The sequence below is a fragment of the Acetobacter sp. ESL1128 genome, from assembly GCF_058505085.1.
On sequence record NZ_CP196369.1, the window covers coordinates 2,391,561 to 2,411,173 of the forward strand.

Here is a 19,613-nt window from a genome sequence, read left to right on the forward strand (position 1 = left end):
AAAAAATGGCTGGCCAGAAAAACTGGCCAGCCAAATATGTTTTTCACAGTGCGCGCAAAAGTTAGTCTGCGGCTTCCTCTTCCTTTTCGCTCCCGCGTTCATCCTCGCCAGAGCTGGAGGCAGCGTTGGCATTGCTCTCCACAATATCAAACGCCAGTTCACCATTCTTGAGGCCGATTTTAACGGCACCCCCTTTGGCCAGACGCCCGAACAGCAGCTCCTCGGCCAGAGGTTTTTTGATGGATTCCTGAATAACCCGACCCAGCGGACGGGCACCATACAGGCGGTCATACCCTTTTTCTGCCAGCCACTCCTTGGCTGCCGAAGACAGTTCAATGGTCACGTGCCGGTCAGCCAACTGTGCTTCAAGCTGCAGCACGAACTTTTCAACAACCTGCCCGACAATTTCCTGCGTCAGATGTGCGAAAGGAATAACCGCATCCAGCCGGTTACGGAACTCGGGGGTGAACAAGCGCTTGATGGCCTCTTCATCCTCGCCTTCACGCACCTTGCGACCAAAGCCTACGGCCTCCTTGCTCATGTCGGACGCACCGGCGTTGGTGGTCATGATCAGGATAACATTCCTGAAATCGACCGTTTTGCCGTTATGGTCCGTCAGGCGGCCGTTATCCATAACCTGTAGCAGCACGTTGTACAGGTCGGGATGGGCTTTTTCGATCTCATCCAGCAGCAGCACGGCATGGGGGTGCTGGTCGATGGAATCGGTCAGCAGGCCACCCTGATCAAACCCGACATACCCCGGAGGCGCACCCAGCAGGCGGGAGATGGAATGCCGCTCCATGTATTCGGACATATCAAAGCGGATCAGCTCAATACCCAGCGCGTTGGCAAGCTGGCGGGCCACTTCCGTTTTACCAACCCCTGTGGGGCCGGAGAACAGATAGTTGCCAATCGGCTTTTCCGGATCACGCAGGCCAGCACGCGCCAGTTTGATGGCGGCGGAAAGTGCATCAATCGCCTGATCCTGCCCGAATACCATGCCCTTGAGGTCACGCTCCAGAGAACGCAGCACTTCCTTGTCATCAGCAGAAATGCTTTTGGGCGGAATGCGGGCAATACGGGCGATAATGTCTTCCACATCCTTCAGGTTGACCGTCTTGCGGCGGCGGCCTTCAGGCTGGAGCATGCGCGAAGCCCCGACCTCATCAATCACGTCAATCGCCTTATCGGGCAATTTACGGTCATGAATATAACGTGCGGAAAGTTCCACAGCCCCACGAATAGCCTCTTCCGTGTAGCGGACCTTGTGGTGCTTTTCGTAGCTGCCTTTCAGGCCGCGCAGGATCTTGACCGCATCATCAATGCTGGGTTCAGGCACATCAATCTTCTGGAACCGCCTTACAAGAGCACGATCTTTTTCAAAGTGCTGGCGAAACTCCTTGTAGGTGGTCGAACCAATGCACCGCAGCGTGCCAGCCGCCAGAGCGGGTTTGAGCAGGTTGGACGCATCCATGGCCCCGCCCGATGTTGCACCCGCACCGATAACGGTATGGATTTCATCAATAAACAGAATGGCGTGCGGGTCCTGATCCAGCTCCGTCACAACGGCTTTGAGGCGTTCCTCAAAATCACCGCGGTAGCGGGTGCCTGCCAGCAATGCGCCCATATCCAGCGAATAGATGGTAGATTTCAGCAGCACTTCAGGCACGCTGCCTTCCACAATCCGGCGGGCAAGCCCTTCCGCAATGGCGGTTTTGCCTACACCGGGATCGCCTACATATAGCGGGTTGTTTTTGGTACGGCGGCACAGAATCTGGATTGTGCGTTCAATTTCGGTATCCCGCCCGATCAGTGGGTCAACCTTACCGGCCAGCGCCTTGTCGTTCAGATTGACGCAGTAGGTAGACAGCGCATCCTGGCTTTTCTGTGCCTTGGTTTCGGCCCGTTCGGGTTCTTCCCCTTTTTCCGCACCGGTATTGCTGCCTGCAACCGGGCGCCGGGTGGCGCGGTCGGGGGCTTTGGCAATCCCGTGGGAGAGAAAGTTCACTGCGTCCAGACGTGTCATGTCCTGCAGTTGCAGGAAGTACACGGCGTGGCTTTCACGCTCGGCAAACAGGGCGACCAGCACGTTAGCGCCTGTCACCTCATCGCGTCCGGTGGACTGCACATGAATGGCGGCGCGCTGGATAACACGCTGGAACGCGGCTGTTGGTTTGGGTTCGGTCGGGCGCTCAGACGCCAGACCGGCAAGGTCCTTGTCGAGGAAGCCTGTCAGGTCTGTCCGCAACCGGTCCAGATCAACCCCACAGGCGCGGAACACCGTTACGGCATCCGCATCATCAACCAGGGCAAGAAGCAGATGCTCTAGCGTGGCATATTCATGATGCCGTTCTCCGGCCAGAATAAGCGCCCGATGCAGCGTCTGCTCAAGATTGCGTGACAACATGACGAGACGCTCCTTTCCCCGGACTTTCCGACCACGGCAAAACAACCTCGGGACCATGATCGGGTGCCCTGCAAACATATTTGGCTGCTTCGGCAAGAAATGCGAGTCATAACCACGCAAAAAACGCATGTTCACGCATTTTTCGTTCTCATCTCTGGCAAGAATGCTGGTTTTGCGCGCTTTTTACCCAAGCGCTCAATCGCAAAAATATGCGTGTTCTGCCTGCAAAGCGGCATTTGCAGGCCAGAAGCAGGGCTGACACCCCACCGACCACGGGCTTGCGCACACGCCAAACACCGCAGAGCGCGGCTGGCAGCCAAACTGTGTTCAGGAAAACGGCAGAGGTTCTAGTATCAGTCTTTTTCTATGGTGCACTGCAAGGGGTGCTGGTTCTGGCGCGCCAGATCCATGACCTGAGAAACCTTGGTCTCCGCCACCTCATACGTAAACACACCACAGACACCCACACCCTTGCGGTGGACGTTGAGCATGATGTCTGTCGCTTCTTCACGATTCTTCTGAAAAAAGCGTTCAAGGACGTACACCACAAACTCCATGGGAGTGTAGTCATCGTTCAGCATGAGCACTTTGTACATGGCGGGTTTGCGGGTTTTGGGTTTGGCCCGCACAACCACGCCAATTTCCACATCATCCCGGTCCGAATCCATGCCTCCATCACGCCGCGACGGCCCGTTGCCTGTATGCAGAACAGGAAGATGAAACGAGGCCATGGCAACCAAACTCCCGAGGCAGGGTGAAAAACGAGTGGTGTTCCTTACCACCATATTGGCAAAGCCAAAGTACAATAAAAGAGAGCGGAACGACAGAATAGCTGGTGTGCGTGCCCAATATGGAACCAGCGCGCCATATTTATGCCACACATGGGCACAACATGGCAGAACAGACGCGGGAACAGCTTATGTTGGATTCCATGCGCCAGAGTTCCAGTTTTTTGCCGCCATGCTCTTGCGATTCCTGACAGTAGGCGGAATAGTGCTCCATAAGGCACAGGTGGGGGTAGCAGTGGCAGACAAACCGGCGTTACGGCAGATAACGGAACACAACAGACTAACATCGGGCAGCACAAAAACCCTCCGTTTGCGTAAATGGGCAGGTCTGCTTGCTGGTGTAACCCTTGCTGCATTTACTACGGCCAGTCAGGCCCGTGCGCAGTATGCCGGACAGATCAGTTCCATTGTCATGGATGCCAATACCGGGACCGTGCTCTCCCAGACCGATCCGGACCTGCGGCGCTACCCGGCCAGCCTGACAAAGCTGATGACGCTGTACATGACCTTCAACGCACTGCGTGCCGGGGCTATCTCCCTGACCCAGTCCGTGCCGGTTTCCATCCATGCGTCCACCATGGAACCTTCCAAACTCGGGCTAGTTCCCGGCACACACCTGACGGTTGAACAGGCTGTGCTTGCGCTGGTCACCAAATCCGCCAACGATGCCGCCTGTGCTCTGGGTGAGCTGATCGGGGGCGGGAGCGAACCCCAGTTTGCCGCCATGATGACCCAGCAGGCCCACGCCATGGGTATGTCCAAGACCCTGTTCCGCAACGCATCCGGCCTGCCCGACCCTGACCAGATGACAACCGCGCGGGATCTGGCCACCCTCGGCCGCCGCCTGATTGCCGATTTTCCCGAATATTACCATTACTTTGCCACCCCGTCCTTCCGCTTCCATGGCCGCTACATCCCCAACCATAACCCCATGCTCAAGGTCTATGCCGGGGCAGACGGCATGAAGACGGGATACACGCAGGAAGCCGGGCGTAACCTTGTGACCTCCGCTCTGCGTGACAATGTGCGGCTGGTTGGTGTGGTTATGGGGGCATCCAGCAACACCCAGCGCTCGCTGGTCATGGCCAACCAGTTGGACCACGGCTTTGATGCCGAAGGCGTAGCTCCTGTTGCCCGCCCGCTTCTTGTAGCACAGGCCACCAGCAGCCAGCGCCACCGCAGCCGCCGTGGCGCGCTGATCATGGCCGCCGCCAACCACAGGCACGCACCACTTGAAGTGGCGGAAGCACCTGCAACCCGCCGCCACCACGCGGCTATTACCAATGTCAGCCATGGCCGCCATACTGCGGTTATTGGGGCCAAGGTCCATACCATTGCCACGCCCACCATCCGCCGCAGCATGGTGCGCCACACAACCGCCCATAACCGGACCTGAACATTTTATGGCCATTTAGGCAGCCCGTTATAACCAAAGCGGGTTGCCTTTGTGGCCTGCACTCTTCATCTTGCTGCTTTCTCAAAAGCACCAACAACGATGAGGAAGTGCAGAATGGCGGGCAGAGGCGGAATCGTTCTCCATACCGAAGAAGACTTCAAGCACCTGCGGGCGGCAGGCCAGCTGGCCGCAGCAACGCTGGACATGATTACGCCTTACGTCAAACCCGGCGTAACCACGGGCGAACTGGACCGCATTATTCATGCCTACACGCTTGAGCATGGCGCCACCCCCGGCCCGCTGAACTACCGTGGCTACCCCAAGTCGTGCTGTATTTCGGTCAATCATGTTGTGTGCCACGGCATTCCGGGTGACCGGCCACTGATTGAGGGCGATATTGTCAATATCGACGTCACCCCCAAGCTTAACGGCTGGTTCGGGGATACAAGCCGCATGTACACCGTGGGCAAGGTGTCCATCAAAGCTGCCAAGCTGATCACCACCACGTATGAAAGCCTGATGCGCGGGATTGAGGTTGTACGCCCCGGTGCCACTCTGGGCGATATTGGCTACGCCATTCAGAGCCACGCCGAAAAACACCGCTACTCCATTGTGGAAGATTTTTGCGGGCATGGGATCGGGCAGGTTTTTCATGCCGAACCCAACATCCTGCACTACGGCCGCCCCGGCGAGGGCATGAAGCTGAAGGCCGGTATGGTATTTACCATTGAGCCCATGCTTAACATTGGCAAACCCGAAGTGAAAATTCTTGAAGACGGGTGGACCGCCGTAACGCGTGACCGCTCCTTGTCCGCACAGTTTGAGCATATGCTGGCCGTAACCCAGACCGGGTATGAAATATTTACCCGTTCCCCCGCAGGGTACGACTGCCCCCCTTACCCAACCGAAGGATAAGCGCCATGCAAACCACCCCCACCACGTTGTTCTCCCGTGTTGCGCGCCATGTGGTGCAGGTGGTTTGTTGCCTGAGCGCAGGCTTTGCCACCCTGCCAGCCTACGCGGCACCGGTGGCCGACCCCTTGGCCTACGGGGCAGCGGTGCCGACTAATGCAGCCGTGGCTGCTCCCGTACCCGGGCAGCACGGCATGGCGGTTTCTGCCCAGAAGCTGGCATCAGAGGTAGGGGCGCGCATTCTGGCCAAAGGGGGCAATGCTGCCGATGCTGCCGTTGCCATGGGGTATGCACTGGCGGTGGTGTACCCTGCCGCGGGCAATCTGGGTGGTGGCGGGTTTATGATGCTGCGCCCACCGGGCAAGCCTGCGATTTTTTTCGACTTCCGGGAAAAGGCCCCTCTGGCAGCCACGCCGGATATGTTTTTGGACAGTAAGGGCAATGTTATCCCCGACCTGTCCCTTCTGGGCTGGAAGGCCGTAGCCGTGCCCGGCACTGTGGCCGGGCTGGAAGCCGTGCATAAACGCTGGGGCCACCTGCCCCGAGCAGTGGTTATGGCCCCTGCCATTCAGCTCGCCCGCGATGGATTTGTGCTGGGGGAAGGGGATGTGCAGCTCCTGAACACCTCCACCGCTGCGCTGGCGCAGGACCCCTATGCCCGCAAGGTTTTCCTGCGCCCCGATGGCTCCCCCTTCCAGCCCGGTGACAGGCTTGTACAGAAAAATCTGGCACACTCGCTCGAACTGATCGCACAGAACGGGGCGGATGCCTTTTACAAAGGGCCCATTGCCGCCAGTATTCTGGAGCAGTCCAAGGCCCATGGCGGCATTTTGCAGGCCAAAGATTTTGAACACTACCAGCCGCGCGAACTGCCCCCCATAAGCTGCACCTACCGTGGGTTACTGGTAGAAACCGCTCCGCCCCCCAGTGCAGGCGGCATTGCCCTGTGCGAAATGCTGGAAATTCTGGCCGGGTATGACATGCACGCCCTTGGCCTGCACACCGCCCCCGCTCTCCAGCGTGAAATAGAGGCCATGCGCCACGCCTATTCCGACCGGCGGGATCTGGGCGACCCGGCTTTTGTTCATAACCCGGTCAGCAGCCTGCTGGACCCGGCCTATATTGCCAGCATACGCGCGCATATTCCCCCCAACAGAGCCATTCCCTCCGCTGACCTGCGTGCAGGTGTTGCCTCGCCCGAAAAACCCGAAACCACCCAGTTTTCGGTAATCGACCAGAACGGGTTTGCCATTTCCACCACCTATACGCTGAACGGCTGGTTTGGCGCCAAGGTGATGGGAGGGGACACCGGGATCATCATGAATGATGAAATGGATGATTTTTCCATCAAACCCGGGGCGCTGAACATGTTTGGCATTCCCGGCAGTGCGGCCAATGCCATTGCACCGGGCAAAACGCCCCTTTCCTCCATGGCGCCGACCATTATCTCGCGCGATAACAGGCCGCTCATGGTTATTGGCAGCCCCGGTGGGTCGCGCATTCCCACCATTATACTCTCTGTTATTCTGGGCGTTGTGGATTACGGGCTGAACATCCAGCAGGCCATAGACCTGCCCCGCCTGCACGAACAGTGGATGCCACAGAGTGTGGAGGTTGAGGCAAACGCCCTGACCCCGCAGGTGCAGCAAGCGCTGGAGCAGGAGGGGTACAGCTTTGTCCTGCATGCGCCGTGGGGCATTCCCGAAGGGATTCTGGTAGGGGGTCCCGGCCTGAACAGCCACGGACCAGCCCGTTTTTATGGTGGGGCCGACCACCGCCACCCCGGCGGGGCTGCGATAGGGGAGTAAGCTCCTCCCCCGCAGCGCCTACAGGCGGTCCAGATTATGGGTGCCGCCCTGTGGGTCACGCACCTGCCGCTCGCCCGTAATATACTCCGGCCCCAGAGGAACCTTGCCGTAGCCTCCGGGAATATCCAGCACGTAAATAGGCCAGGCAAGCCCCGTAACACGCCCCCGCAGACCAGCCAGCAGGCGCTGGCCCTGTGCGACCGGCACATGAAAATGGGCCGTACCCGGCGCAGGGTCGAGCTGGTGCAGGTAGTACGGCCGCATACGGTTTTCCACCATGGTGCGGAACAGGTCTTCCAGTGCCTCCTCGCTGTCATTCACCCCACGCAGCAGCACCGACTGCCCCAACAGCGGTATGCCCCGCCGGGCAATACGGCGCAGGCTGTTCCGTGCGGGTGGGGCCATTTCCCGCGCATGGTTGATGTGTACGGCGATCCACATGGCTTTGTCCGTTTCCAGCGCATCCAGCAATGCGTCTGTCACACGCTCGGGTGCGGCTACTGGCACGCGCGTATGCACCCGGATGATGGTTACATGCGCCATGCCGGAAAGGGCCTGCACAATCTCCCCCAACCGCCGGGGCGAGAGCATGAGCGGGTCCCCCCCGGTCAGAATAACCTCGCGGATCTGCTCATGCGTGCGTAGCCAGTCCAGCGCGCGGCTCAGGGCTTCATCATCCAGCACACCGCCATCTGGCCCCACATGCTCCCGCCGGAAGCAGAACCGGCAGTATAACGGGCATACCAGCAAGGGCTTAAGCAAGGCGCGGTCCGCGTAGCGGTGCACAATACCGGGCACGGGGGAGAGCGCATCATCTCCGATCGGGTCAGAGCGCTCTTCCGGCGTGACCACCAGTTCTTGCATGGTGGGCACAACCTGCACGCCAATCGGGTCGTCCAGGCTGTGCATCAGCTCCGCAAAAGCGGGCGGTATGGCCGTGGCATACTGCCGGGCTATGGCTTGCAGGTCCGCTTTTTGCGCGGGCGTAGCCATACCGGCGGCAATCAGTTCATCTGGGGTGCGCAGCGTTCGGCTGGTCGCAAAAGGGGGCTTGACCGGGGAAGACATGTACCGGCTCTACTCTGCCCATGTCTGTGTCTGCAACATCTCATCTGTCCTTTGGTGGCCCGGACCCCGAGCGTATTCGCGACCGGCTGCCATTTTTAATCCGCCGCAACCTGACCATGCGGGGTGTGCGCGCGTTTTTGGAATCCCGTGGCTGCGTGGAGGTGGAAACCCCCTGCGCCGTGCCCGTGCCGGGGGAAGAGGTGCATCTGCTCCCCTTCCAGACCGAGCGGGAAACACCCGACGGCCAGCGCCAACCGCTGTTTTTGCACACCAGCCCCGAATTCGCCATGAAGCGGATTATCGCCGCCACCGGGCTGCCGCTGTTCCAGTTTGCCCGTGTCTGGCGCAATGGTGAGGCCAGCGGCACCCATGCCCCCGAGTTCACCATGCTGGAATGGTACCAGCCCGGCATGCCCCTGAGCGGCCTGATGGACGAGACAGAAGCCCTGCTCAAAGCCGTTCTGCCCCCTGTTGTGCACCGCAACGCCTGCACGCTGGACCTGAGCCAGCCCTTTGAACGACTGAGCATGGAAGAGGCATTCCGCCACCATGCTGGTGTGGACCTGCTTCCAACCCAAGGTAATGCGCAAGCACTGGCCCATGCGGCAGGCTGCACCCTGCGCGATGGTGAACACTGGGAAGACCTGTTTTTCCGCTTGTTGCTGGAGCGAATCGAACCCGCCATTGGCCAGACCCGCCCCACGTTTTTAACGCACTGGCCAGCAAGCCAGGCCGCACTGGCACGCAAGGACCCAACGGACCCGCGCGTGGCCCTGCGGTTTGAGCTTTACGCCGCAGGCATGGAACTGGCCAATGCGTTTGAGGAACTGACAGACCCTGTAGAGCAGCGCCAGCGTTTTACCCATGACAGGGCCGAACGCCAGCAGCTTTACCCTACCCGCCCCACCTGGCCGATGGACGAAAAACTCCTCCACGCCCTGCCCCACATGCCCCCCTGTTCAGGCATTGCGCTGGGCTTTGACCGGCTGGTTATGCTGGCCAGTAGAGCCCGCCAGATACAGGATGTCTTGTGGATACAGGATTAGTCTGCAACATTTAGCCTTAACAGGTGTTTTTTGCTTATCTTCCACTCGTACGACGCACACCGCAGGCGTATTCCACCAAGGGGCAAGTCGGTGCCATGACATACGCAAACAAATTTTTACTGATCGGGCTTCTAGCCCTTGCCGCCTGCCAGGTTCCCAGCGCGGAGGAACGACGCAAGCTCGATTCCATGATCGGGCGGCCAACCGTGGATGTTATCCGCACCTTTGGCGTGCCTACGCGCCAGTTCACCACGGGGGATCACACTTTTCTTGCCTACATCACGCAGGAGACCGACTACACCTCCATGCCCATGGGCGGTGGCTGGGGGTATGGCCCCGGTTGGGGTGGCGGCTGGGGCGGCTATGGTGGCTGGGGCTACGGTGGTTGGGGTTATGGCGGCTGGGGCGGCGGTATGGGCACCGCTTACACCTATAGCTGCCAGACCAACTTTGAACTCGTAAAAGGCCTTGTCATCAGTTGGACAATGCGGGGCGACGGCTGCTAGACCACACGCATCATGCTGAGCCTCCTGCCCTTACCGTTCAACACCACGACTACCCGGGATGAGGCTCCTTTGCGTCACCACACCCCACGCCGCGCACAACACCGCTGGCGTGGGTTTGTGGCTCCCCCGGCACTTATGCTGGCAGGCATGTTCCTGCTGGGTGGCTGCGCGCAGAGCCCCGCGCGGCAGGACACATACACAACGCCAATCTCTACCTGCGCGTATATGATGCCAACAGTTTCGGGCACACGCACCTATACACAGGGGCGCAGTGGCAAGTCCGGGCAGAACAATCCAATTGATAGTGCCGTTGCCTACGGCAACCCGCAAACGCCCGCATTCTGCGACCGCCCCCTGTCCGACACCCTGCGCAGTTCCATAGAGCTGGCCGACTACACGCATCTGCTGGACAGGACCGGCCTGTTCCCGACCTTGCAGCAGGCGGGGCCTTTTACGGTGTTCGCCCTGCCCAATACGGCGCTGGAAACCTATAACGCGCAAACTGGTGGCCAGCTTCTGGACCCAGCCAGCACCAGCAGGGTACGCGCCTTGCTAGGCTATACAATTGTCACCGGAAAATGGCCCCACAAGGCCTTGCGTGCAGCCCTTGCTGCCGCACCGGGCCATAGCCTGCTGCTCCCCACCCTGAACGGGCAGGCGCTGCCCATCTGGCTGGACACACAAACAGAGCAGGTCATGGTTGGCCCACCCCATGGGCAAAGCAGCCCGCTCTGGGTCATGGGGATTCCACAATCCAACGGTGTTCTGTATTTTACGCACACGCTGGTTCTGCCACCCGCGGAACAGGCGGCTGTGCGCCCTAACACCCCTTAAGGGATTTGGCCCATACGGCGCGGGGCTACTGGATAGCTGGAGTTAAAAAACCCACGGGGAAGGGTCATCCCACCAGTTGGTATCGGGCATGACAAAATCCGTATCACACCCGGCCAGTGCACGGACGTCTTCGGGGGTTGCGGCGCAGGCTACGGCGGGCAATTCCATCATCATGCACCACCACTGGGCAAGAGCCAGAACGGCCTGTGTGGCCTCTGCACTCTGCGCGGCATCCGGAGCAAAGCAGACGTAATCCGCCCCTTCTTCCCCCGCGCGCATGGCGCCGTCGCGGCTGCTGCCTACGGCCACACCAAGTTGCAGTTCATCACCAATCTGGCGTCGTACGTCGCGCACACTGGCCGCAGTATAGGACTGGGAGAGATGCACCCCATCGCACCCGGTCTGCACAGCCAGTTCGGGTGCGTCTTCCAGCATAAGGGCAATGCCCTCATGCTGCACAAGCGGGCGAATAGCCCCGATCAGGGCTATGGCGGCAGCAGGGGCTATGCCATCCGCCAGACGCAGCAGCAATGCTGCGGGCTGGTGGTTGGCCAGACGCTGCTCCAGCACAGGCAAAAACGCATCGGCGTGCAAGAGTGCAGGCGTAACAAGATAAAGTTCCGACACTGCGACTATCCTTTCCGCACGATGCGCATCTGTTAGGCTCAGCTCTTGAAGATGGTGATAATCTGGTCGAGCAGGGCCAGCGCTTCTGCCTTGGGGCGCTGGAACACGTTACGACCGATAATGGAGCCAAAGCCGCCACCATCATGAATACCCTGAATGGTGGCCAGCAGGTTGTCCGTGCCGGTGTGTTCACCACCAGAGAAGATGACAATCCGGCGACCGGCAAAGCTGGACTGCACAACATGGTTAATGCGCGCGGCAAGCGTTGCCACATCAACCTTGTTCTTTTCGTACACAGGCTTGCAGGCATCCAGTGCCACAACGTCGGTCGGGGGTTTGACCTTGATGATGTGGGCACCACACAGGGCGGCCATATGTGCGGCATAGGCGCATACGTCCACGGCTGTTTCGGCTTTTTTGTCCAGCACGGGGCCACGCGGGTAGCTCCATGCGATCACGGCCAGACCCACGGACTTGGCTTCTGCCGCCAGTTCACGCAGTTCTTCCATCTGGTCGAAGCAGTATTCGGAGCCGGGGTAAATGGTAAAACCAATGCCCGCACAACCCAGACGCAGCGCATCCGCTACGGTGCCGGTAACGGCCTGATCTTTTTCGGTCGCAAGGCTGTTGGAACTGTTGCACTTGAGAATAAGCGGAATTTCACCCGCAAAGGTTGCGGCCCCACATTCGAGCATGCCCAGAGGCGCTGCATAGCCGCTCAGCCCGGCTTCGATCGCAAGCTGGAAGTGGTAGTGCGGGTCATAGGCGGCCGGATTGGCTGCGAAAGAGCGGGCAGGACCATGCTCAAACCCCTGATCCACCGGCAGAATGACCATTTTGCCGGTTCCACCCAGCTTGCCAGCATTGAGCAGGCGGGCCAGATTCGTCTTTGTACCGGGGTTATCGCTCTCATACTGATTGAGAATAGCCTTAACCTTCGGGGTAAGCGTCATGGGGAACAGTCCTTCTTTTGCCTTGTGTCCGGCACATTATTTTCCGGATGCTGGTGTTGGCAATAACCGTGGGTGAAATACCCGACAAGAGACGATATGGCACTTAACGGCATGATAAGGTTAAATGATGGCGGGCGTTGTGGCAGAAGTGTCGCTTTTTCCTGTGCATACAAGGCCCGGATTGTCTCATATTGTGGGTTTTGCGGGCGCAGAATGGCAGTTTGCTGGCCACAACGCAACGCCATGAGCGCACCTGCAGGACTACTGTCACAATCGAGCACGTGCACAAAAGGCTGCCGGGCCGATTCTGCGGCATCGTTCATCAGGGCATGCCACCAGCCTACCCCCATGTATGCCACCGCACCGGGGGGGGAGAGCAGGCCAATGCAACCACCATACTCCGCCAGCCCCGCCGCACGCAAAGCCATATGCACACCAGCACGGTCATGGACGCACACATAGCGGATACCCGCCGGAGAAGATGAGAAAAGTGGCCTGTTTTCCGTGAGCATGCTTGACGCAATCGCTTTTGCAGGTGATTCCTTACCCCAAGAGAAGGGAAAAGGAATGCAGGATCAAGACGTGGAGCCGCACTCACCCCAAGGCAACAGCTATGCCAGCATGCACACCCGCGCAAGACCTGCGGAAGAGTCCATTACCCGGCTGGACCGTGCGTTGCAGCGCATTTCCTTTGCTCTTGATAAGCAACAGCAGGCAAAACAGAACCGACCGGAAACCGACCGACAGGAACTGCTGGCCAACATAGATGCGCTGATCATGCGCGTGCGGGACATTCTGGACCAGACGGGCCAAGCCACACATGGCCAAGACCCGCTCCTGCCCCGGCATGAGGAAGGGAACTGACCCATGGCGCTTGTTTCGGTCAATATCAACGGCCACAGCTATACAGTCGGGTGCGAAAACGGGCAGGAACGCCACGTTCAGGCCATGGCGCATCAGGTTGAACGCCGTGTGCAGCAGGTCCGCAATCTGGGATTTAGCGGTGAAACCCGCGTGCTGGTACTGGCTGCACTGCTGATGGCGGACGAAATTCAGGACCTGTCAGGCAGCCGCGTGCCAGAGAGCACAGCACTGGCGGCCCTGGACGCAGAACGCCTGCGGGCGGAACTGGCCCTGACCAACACCCGGCTGGCTGATCTGGCCGATACTGCGGAATCTCTTGCAGCGGAGATGGAGCGCGCCTACATAGAAGATGCGGGGCTGCCCGACGCGTGAGGCAAGTCATCCCCTGGGCCGATAAGCACTTCCTAGGGAGCTGGCTCTGTTGTGGCCCTGGTCACATTACCCGGCGCCCACCTGCACTAGCAGGTCCTGGAGGTTGAAAGACCCACGGTCCATGGTGGCTCCGCACATTCCCCCCCCCTGCAATGACCCGCCTGACATTGCGCAGCGCAAAAAAACCCTGCGGGTTGAATGCCTTGCCGCCATGCGTGCGCGCGATTACGCGCGGGATTGGGGGATTATCCACCGGCTGGAGCCTTTACTGCGCGCAAGCACCGGCCCCATTGCCTGCGTGTGGCCGCTCCCGCACGAGGTGGACCTGCGCCCGCTCTGCCACGCTCTGGCGCAAGCGGGTAAAACCGTTGTACTCCCCCAGACACCAGCGCGAGGCTCCCCACTGGTTTTTCGCCAGTGGCAGCCCGAATCCACCATGCTGGCGGGCCGCTTTGGCACACACCACCCCGATGGCCCGATTATGGAGCCTGCCCTTGTGCTGGTCCCCCTGCTGGGGTTTGACCGCAGCGGCAACCGGCTGGGTTACGGCGGCGGTTATTACGACCGCACACTGGCTGCCCTGCCCCATGCCGCCAGCATAGGCTATGCTCCCTCCACACAGGAGGTGGCACACCTCCCCCGTGGCCCCCATGACCAGCCCCTGAACTGTATTGTAACCGAAAAGGAGGTTATTCGTTTTGGCTAACCCACACCCCTGCACAGTGCGAAAGACCCACGCGTGAGAATTCTGTTTTTGGGCGATATTGTCGGCCGCACCGGGCGTGATGGCGTTCTTTCCCGCCTGAGTGGCCTGCGCACGCAACTGGGGCTGGACCTTGTGGTGGTCAATGCGGAAAACGCAAGCCACGGCTTTGGCCTGTCCCCCGCCATAGCCACAACCCTGCTGCAAAGCGGCGTGGATGTGATTACTCTTGGCAACCACGCATGGGACCGCCGCGACCTGATCGGCCATATTGATGGCGAGCCCCGCATTATCCGCCCGCTCAACTACCCGCCGGCAACGCCGGGGCAAGGGAGTGTGGTGGTGGCGCTGGCCGATGGCCGCAAGGCGCTGGTGGTCAATGTAATGGGGCGGCTGTTCATGGACCCGCTGGACGACCCCTTCCGCTGCACCAACGACTTGCTGGGCAAGCACCGCATGGGTGCCACGGTACATGCCATTGTGGTGGATATTCATGCCGAAGCCACCAGCGAAAAATGGGCCTTTGGCCATATGCTCGATGGCAGGGTGTCCCTTGTTGTGGGCACCCATACCCACACCCCCACAGCAGACCACCGTATTCTGGCCGCTGGCACTGCCTTCCAGACCGATGCCGGCATGTGCGGGGACTATAACAGCGTGATCGGCATGACCAAAGAACCCGCCGTTGCCCGCTTTGTGCGCAAAATGCCCGGCGAGCGGCTCCAACCCTCCGAGGGTGAGGCCACGATCTGCGGCATTATGGTGGAAACGGACGATGCAACCGGTCTGGCCCGCCGCCTTGCCCCCTTGCGGCAGGGGGGATTGCTGGCCCAGACCCTGCCGGATTTCTGAACCGCCAAGAACATCCGCCACAGGCAAACCCACCAGCCCACCACACCATACGGCGGGCTGGTGGCAAGGCGCCTATTCCGCCTGCGCGTTAAAAGCCTGCACGGCAACCTGTGTGGCTGTGGTTAACGGATGTGGCAGGGCATTCAGGGCAAACCACCCCAGACCATCATGTTTATGGGGCTCGCATAGCTGGGGTTCGCCCTGCACTGGGCCTGTCCTGTAAACCGGGGCCACCCAATGCGTGCCTGCGGCACGGTCAATCTGGTCCACCACGCACAAAAGGGGACCGGGTTGCAGTTCCAGCCCCACTTCTTCGCGCACTTCACGCATGGCGGCCTGCGCTGCGGTTTCGAACAGGTCCACCTTGCCACCGGGTAAACCCCAGCACCCGGCCTCTGGCGCCTTGACCCGCCGGATCAGCAGCAGGCAGCCATCACGCAGAATAAACGCGCCACACCCAACCGCTGGCTGCACGGGTGTTACCACACCAACCTGTGCACCGCAGCCGTTGGCCGCAGACCAGCCGCCTGAGCCTCGGCCGTGGCCAGAGCCATGTCATTGCCCACCATTTCCTGATGAATGCCGCCCAGAATCCACAGGCTGTCCACACCCACGGCGGCAGCCCCCCTGATGTCTGTCCCCAACGCATCCCCAATAGCCAGAATACGTGTGCGGGGCACGTCCAGCATATCAAACACGGGCTGGTACACACCGGGGTATGGCTTGCCAATCCAGCGGACATCCCCGCCCTGTTCGGCATAAAACGCAGCCAGAGCGCCAGCACAGATCTGCCGGTTACCCCCTTTGACCACCACCTTGTCGGGGTTGGCGCAGATCATGGGCAGGTTGCGGGCAAGGCAGGCACGCAGTTCGGGCAGGTAGGGGTCCAGCGTTGCAACGCCCCGCTCCAGATCCGGCCCTGTGTTCATCACAAAATCGGCCTGTTCCACGTCTGTTACGCGCTGGATGTTCAGCCCTTCGTACAGCCCCAGATCATGCACACCGCCAATATGGAGCACCTTGTGGCCAAGGCGGGCAAACCATGGGTCTGCCTTCTCCTTCATCTGGCGGTGGGTTTCCTGCCCACTAGTCATGACCCCGTTGTAAAGGGCGCGGTCCACGCCAAACCCTTCCAGCTGGGTGGCGATTACCGCAGCAGGCCGGGGCGCGTTGGAAAGCATGACAACCCGTTTGCCCGCATTATGGAGTGCACGCAGGCATTCCAGAGCGCCGGGATAAGGGTTTACGCCATCATGCACGGTGCCCCACAGGTCTATGATGTAGCCATCATACCGATCAGCCAGCGCTTCCAGCCCGGCAATCTGGGGGAGTGACCAGTCTGTGGTGGTGCTCACAGGTCCACCCCACGCACATCATCCAGTGATTCTATGCCTTGTGCACGCATGATCTGAAGCATCTCCCGCTTGAGGCGGGCAATAAGGGCTGGCCCTTCATAGGCAAAGGCCGTGTAAACCTGCACCAGATCGGCCCCAAGGCGGATACGGTCCAGAATATCCTGCCCGCTCTCGATCCCCCCACAGGAAACAAGAGCCAGACGGCCAGCGGCAATATTGGCAACAAGCCGCAGCATCTGGGTCGAGCGCGCAGCCAGCGGTCGGCCGGAAAGCCCACCGGATTCGCCCTTGTGCGGACTACGCAGGCTATCGGGGCGGGCCAGTGTGGTGTTGTTGATGATCAACCCCTGCACACCGCCCTGAATTGCGGCTTCCACAATAGGGGCAATGGCATCGTCTTCCAGATCCGGGGCCAGCTTGACCAACAGGGGCGGGCGTTCGGGGTGGCGCGCGGCAATGGCGTCCAGAATCCCCTTGAGCCTTGCCGCATCCTGCAACCCGCGCAAACCCGGCGTATTGGGGGAAGAGACATTGAGCACAATGTAGTTCACATACGGTTTGACCCGCGCCACAAGGGCCGGGTAGTCCCGCTCGGGGTCCGCACCGGTTTTGTTGATGCCAATATTGGCCCCCACCGGCACACCGGCTCCCCCTGCCCTGCCAGATGGCAGCGGCCGGGTCAGGCGGGCAAGGCGCACGGCAAAGCGGTCTATCCCCTGATTATTGAACCCCATGCGGTTGATAACCGCCCGGTCCTCCTCCAGCCGGAACAGCCGCGGCTTGGGGTTGCCCGGCTGCGGGCGGGGGGTCACGGTCCCGGCCTCAACAAACCCGAAACCCAAACGGGCGAGCGGGCGCAGCACGCGGGCGTTCTTGTCAAACCCGGCGGCTATGCCAATGGGGTTGGAAAAACGCATACCCAGCGCGCGCGTGGCAAGAGCCGGGTCATCCTCGGGGCGCTTGAAGGGGACGGAAATGCCCAGCGTAAGGGCATCTATGGCAAGCTCATGCGCTTTTTCGGGGTCAAGTTTGCGCACAAGCGGCAGGGAGAGGGATGCTAGCACTGACATGCCCTTTGTACTGCCCCAAGCCGCCCCCTAAGGAAAGAGAAAAAACCAGCCCCGCGACCACACGATTATTGCCCAAAGTTTTACTTGCAACTAAGAGTGATTCTCATTTAATGATCCTCCATGACCGATAGCTAGGGAGGGAGGCGTTGCCTCCGGATCACGCCATGCAGCATACACCTGTGTACCTTACCGACCTTGCCGCAAGTGAACGGCTGACCCTGTGGACCATCCGCCGCCTTGCTGGCGCCCCTCCCCCCTGCGGGGCAGCACCGGGTGCATCGGGCAGCCTGTTCCTGCCCTGCTTCCGGCAGGAGTTTATGGCTGTCTCCCAAGCTTTTCAGGATGCGCTAACCGACATGGCCGCGCATGAAATGCCCGCACTGGATATTTGCGCAGGCAGCACACTGGCCGTAACCGAAACCGAATATAATCTGCTCCTCGCCACCGAAGCCGCACAGAATGAGCGGGAAACGGACATGCAGGCCCTGTTGAGCCCCCTGCTCCCCTTTGCGCGCCTGCGCCAGCGCATGGTGGCGGCCCTGACCACTCTGGGCGCATGCCTTGCGGGCGCGGGCTACTGGCTCTCCCACCATGCGGCGCGCCCTTTGCAGCAGCCCGTAGCCATGCCGCGCATGAGCCGTGCCGCCTACCCTGCAACCGCAGCCCTTTCGGTCGCACGGTGGCATGATCTGGATATGAGCATCGCCCATTCGTGGCGTTATGCGCCACCACGCCGCAATTTTGCGCAACACAACCCCGGTTAAGCCTGCCGGGCACACCACAGCTTGAGCACTGCGCAGGAATGAGCCCGCAAGATACGTTCTCTTTCTGTTCCATTTTGGTGCGGTTCATGCCATAGTGGCCGGGCCATGCCTACGCCCATACGCCGCATTATCCACATCGACATGGATGCATTTTATGCGTCGGTCGAACAACGCGACAACCCGGCCCTTAAAGGGCGACCGGTTGCCGTAGGCCATTGCCAGGAACGTGGCGTTGTGGCCGCCGCCAGCTACGAAGCCCGCAAATTTGGCGTGCGCTCTGCCATGCCCTCCCTTATTGCGCGGCGCAAATGCCCCGAACTGGTTTTTGTTCCCCCAAGGTTTGATGCCTACAGGGCTGTATCGGCCCAGATTCACGCCATTTTTTCGCGCTATACATCTCTTGTTCAGCCGCTCTCGCTGGATGAGGCTTATCTGGACATCACCCAGCCCTTACTCCGCCGTGCCTCCGCCACCGCCATTGCGGAGGAAATCAGGGCCAGCATTTTTGAACAGACCGGGCTAACCGCCTCGGCCGGGGTCTCCTACAACAAATTTCTGGCCAAACTGGCATCGGACTACCGCAAACCCAACGGCCTGTTTGTTATTCCACCGGGCATGGGGGAGGCTTTTGTAGCACCGCTGCCGGTTGGCACCTTCCACAGCATCGGCCCGGCCACGGCCCGACGCATGAACGGTCTGGGCATTCATACCGGGGCAGACCTGCGCGCCTGTGCACTGGATATTCTCAAACACCATTTTGGCAAGGCTGCCACGTTTTACCACGGCATTGCCCGCGGCGTGGACAACCGACCGGTTGAACCCAACAGACCAAGAAAATCCCTTGGAAAAGAAACAACTTTTTTACAGGACCTGCATGCCGCCCCCGAGCTGGAACAGGCCATGGACAAACTTGTAACACTGGTCTGGGCTGGCTGCCTAAAGCGTGAGATCAGCGGGCGCACGGTCACACTCAAACTCCGCCATTCGGATTTTACACAACTGACGCGCAGCCAGTCCTTCCCCCATCCCATCCAGAACGAAACCGCCTTACGAGACGCCGGGAGCCGGCTGCTGGCGCCCCTGCTCCCCCTTGCCAAGCCCGTCCGGCTTTTGGGCATATCGCTTGCCGGGCTGAGTGTAGCGGGGCAGCCCGCGGCAGACCGCCAGCTTTCCCTGCTGCCATAAGGCAACATGTGCAGCATAATCCGCTGCCAGATTGACCACATCCAGTACAACACAGAAAATGTTTTGATTTCAAAATATGTTGAAAGTCAACATTCCTTCATCA

20 protein-coding genes, 1 other RNA gene and 1 pseudogene are annotated in these 19,613 nt (G+C 60.1%); 13 read left to right on the top strand and 9 right to left on the bottom strand.

Annotated elements, in window-relative coordinates; genetic code table 11:
- Positions 1-61 precede the first annotated feature (61 nt).
- Together clpA and clpS are read right to left on the bottom strand one after the other, a co-directional pair.
- Complete coding sequence (clpA, locus tag ACSYTG_RS11185) at positions 62-2,407, bottom strand: ATP-dependent Clp protease ATP-binding subunit ClpA (RefSeq protein ID WP_086646327.1); 2,346 nt, start codon at positions 2,405-2,407, stop codon at positions 62-64.
- 353 nt (positions 2,408-2,760) lie between these two features.
- Positions 2,761-3,138 carry an ATP-dependent Clp protease adapter ClpS gene (gene clpS / locus ACSYTG_RS11190; RefSeq protein ID WP_086646328.1) on the bottom strand — a complete coding sequence of 126 codons (378 nt, stop codon included), beginning with the start codon at positions 3,136-3,138 and terminating at the stop codon, positions 2,761-2,763.
- A gap of 292 nt (positions 3,139-3,430) precedes the next feature.
- On the opposite strand from clpS, the gene ACSYTG_RS11195 reads away from it, so the two are divergent.
- The 3 genes from ACSYTG_RS11195 (at position 3,431) to ggt (ending at position 7,311) form a co-directional block, all read left to right on the top strand.
- On the top strand, positions 3,431-4,591 hold the full coding sequence (locus tag ACSYTG_RS11195) for a D-alanyl-D-alanine carboxypeptidase family protein (protein WP_489783192.1): 1,161 nt from the start codon (positions 3,431-3,433) through the stop codon (positions 4,589-4,591).
- Between the two features lie 114 nt (positions 4,592-4,705).
- Entirely contained in the window at positions 4,706-5,506 is an 801-nt protein-coding gene (map, locus tag ACSYTG_RS11200) for a type I methionyl aminopeptidase (RefSeq protein ID WP_086646330.1), read from the top strand.
- Positions 5,507-5,511: 5 nt separating this feature from the next.
- Positions 5,512-7,311 (top strand): gamma-glutamyltransferase, encoded by a 1,800-nt coding sequence (gene ggt / locus ACSYTG_RS11205; RefSeq protein WP_489783191.1) that lies wholly within the window; start codon positions 5,512-5,514, stop codon positions 7,309-7,311.
- An 18-nt stretch (positions 7,312-7,329) separates the two neighbouring features.
- Here ggt and ACSYTG_RS11210 read toward each other — a convergent pair whose 3' ends face one another.
- Positions 7,330-8,379, bottom strand: coding sequence for a lysine-2,3-aminomutase-like protein (locus ACSYTG_RS11210; protein ID WP_489783190.1), 1,050 nt, complete (start codon positions 8,377-8,379; stop codon positions 7,330-7,332).
- Positions 8,380-8,399: 20 nt separating this feature from the next.
- Between ACSYTG_RS11210 and epmA the strand changes: the two genes are divergently transcribed.
- The 3 genes from epmA to ACSYTG_RS11225 all read left to right on the top strand — a co-directional run bounded on the left by epmA (position 8,400) and on the right by ACSYTG_RS11225 (position 10,765).
- Positions 8,400-9,425: an EF-P lysine aminoacylase EpmA gene (gene epmA / locus ACSYTG_RS11215; protein ID WP_489783189.1), complete on the top strand. Its 1,026-nt coding sequence runs from the start codon at positions 8,400-8,402 to the stop codon at positions 9,423-9,425.
- Positions 9,426-9,520: 95 nt separating this feature from the next.
- On the top strand, positions 9,521-9,931 hold the full coding sequence (locus tag ACSYTG_RS11220; RefSeq protein WP_489783188.1) for a hypothetical protein: 411 nt from the start codon (positions 9,521-9,523) through the stop codon (positions 9,929-9,931).
- A gap of 12 nt (positions 9,932-9,943) precedes the next feature.
- Positions 9,944-10,765, top strand: coding sequence for a fasciclin domain-containing protein (locus ACSYTG_RS11225; protein ID WP_489783187.1), 822 nt, complete (start codon positions 9,944-9,946; stop codon positions 10,763-10,765).
- Between the two features lie 42 nt (positions 10,766-10,807).
- Here ACSYTG_RS11225 and ACSYTG_RS11230 read toward each other — a convergent pair whose 3' ends face one another.
- The 3 genes from ACSYTG_RS11230 to ACSYTG_RS11240 are packed head-to-tail and all read right to left on the bottom strand — an operon-like array spanning position 10,808 to position 12,857.
- Entirely contained in the window at positions 10,808-11,392 is a 585-nt protein-coding gene (locus tag ACSYTG_RS11230; protein WP_415420981.1) for a thiamine phosphate synthase, read from the bottom strand.
- Positions 11,393-11,430: 38 nt separating this feature from the next.
- Positions 11,431-12,345 (bottom strand): class I fructose-bisphosphate aldolase, encoded by a 915-nt coding sequence (locus tag ACSYTG_RS11235; protein WP_086638149.1) that lies wholly within the window; start codon positions 12,343-12,345, stop codon positions 11,431-11,433.
- On the bottom strand, positions 12,342-12,857 hold the full coding sequence (locus tag ACSYTG_RS11240; protein WP_489783186.1) for a hypothetical protein: 516 nt from the start codon (positions 12,855-12,857) through the stop codon (positions 12,342-12,344). Before ACSYTG_RS11240 ends, ACSYTG_RS11235 begins: the two co-directional genes overlap by 4 nt.
- Positions 12,858-12,912: 55 nt before the next feature.
- On the opposite strand from ACSYTG_RS11240, the gene ACSYTG_RS11245 reads away from it, so the two are divergent.
- The 5 genes and pseudogenes from ACSYTG_RS11245 to ACSYTG_RS11265 all read left to right on the top strand — a co-directional run bounded on the left by ACSYTG_RS11245 (position 12,913) and on the right by ACSYTG_RS11265 (position 15,136).
- Positions 12,913-13,209 carry a hypothetical protein gene (locus tag ACSYTG_RS11245; RefSeq protein ID WP_165925552.1) on the top strand — a complete coding sequence of 99 codons (297 nt, stop codon included), beginning with the start codon at positions 12,913-12,915 and terminating at the stop codon, positions 13,207-13,209.
- A gap of 3 nt (positions 13,210-13,212) precedes the next feature.
- Positions 13,213-13,401 (top strand): annotated as a pseudogene (locus ACSYTG_RS11250) (cell division protein ZapA); the annotation flags it as partial.
- Between the two features lie 159 nt (positions 13,402-13,560).
- Positions 13,561-13,716, top strand: a non-coding RNA gene (gene ssrS / locus ACSYTG_RS11255) — 6S RNA.
- Positions 13,703-14,287: a 5-formyltetrahydrofolate cyclo-ligase gene (locus ACSYTG_RS11260; RefSeq protein ID WP_415424747.1), complete on the top strand. Its 585-nt coding sequence runs from the start codon at positions 13,703-13,705 to the stop codon at positions 14,285-14,287. The genes ssrS and ACSYTG_RS11260 overlap by 14 nt, the downstream gene beginning before the upstream one ends.
- A gap of 33 nt (positions 14,288-14,320) precedes the next feature.
- Entirely contained in the window at positions 14,321-15,136 is an 816-nt protein-coding gene (locus ACSYTG_RS11265) for a TIGR00282 family metallophosphoesterase (RefSeq protein ID WP_165925554.1), read from the top strand.
- Between the two features lie 72 nt (positions 15,137-15,208).
- Here ACSYTG_RS11265 and ACSYTG_RS11270 read toward each other — a convergent pair whose 3' ends face one another.
- Genes ACSYTG_RS11270 through ACSYTG_RS11280 form a run of 3 tightly spaced genes read right to left on the bottom strand, consistent with a single transcriptional unit; the run spans position 15,209 to position 17,561 of the window.
- A complete protein-coding gene (locus ACSYTG_RS11270; protein WP_233129112.1) occupies positions 15,209-15,610 on the bottom strand; it encodes an NUDIX hydrolase in 402 nt (133 codons plus the stop codon).
- Between the two features lie 5 nt (positions 15,611-15,615).
- Positions 15,616-16,491, bottom strand: coding sequence for a TIGR01459 family HAD-type hydrolase (locus tag ACSYTG_RS11275; protein WP_489783185.1), 876 nt, complete (start codon positions 16,489-16,491; stop codon positions 15,616-15,618).
- A complete protein-coding gene (locus ACSYTG_RS11280; protein ID WP_415420978.1) occupies positions 16,488-17,561 on the bottom strand; it encodes a quinone-dependent dihydroorotate dehydrogenase in 1,074 nt (357 codons plus the stop codon). Before ACSYTG_RS11280 ends, ACSYTG_RS11275 begins: the two co-directional genes overlap by 4 nt.
- A gap of 164 nt (positions 17,562-17,725) precedes the next feature.
- Between ACSYTG_RS11280 and ACSYTG_RS11285 the strand changes: the two genes are divergently transcribed.
- A complete protein-coding gene (locus ACSYTG_RS11285; RefSeq protein WP_086646344.1) occupies positions 17,726-18,325 on the top strand; it encodes a hypothetical protein in 600 nt (199 codons plus the stop codon).
- Between the two features lie 105 nt (positions 18,326-18,430).
- Positions 18,431-19,510 (top strand): DNA polymerase IV, encoded by a 1,080-nt coding sequence (gene dinB, locus ACSYTG_RS11290; protein WP_489783184.1) that lies wholly within the window; start codon positions 18,431-18,433, stop codon positions 19,508-19,510.
- Positions 19,511-19,613 lie beyond the last annotated feature (103 nt).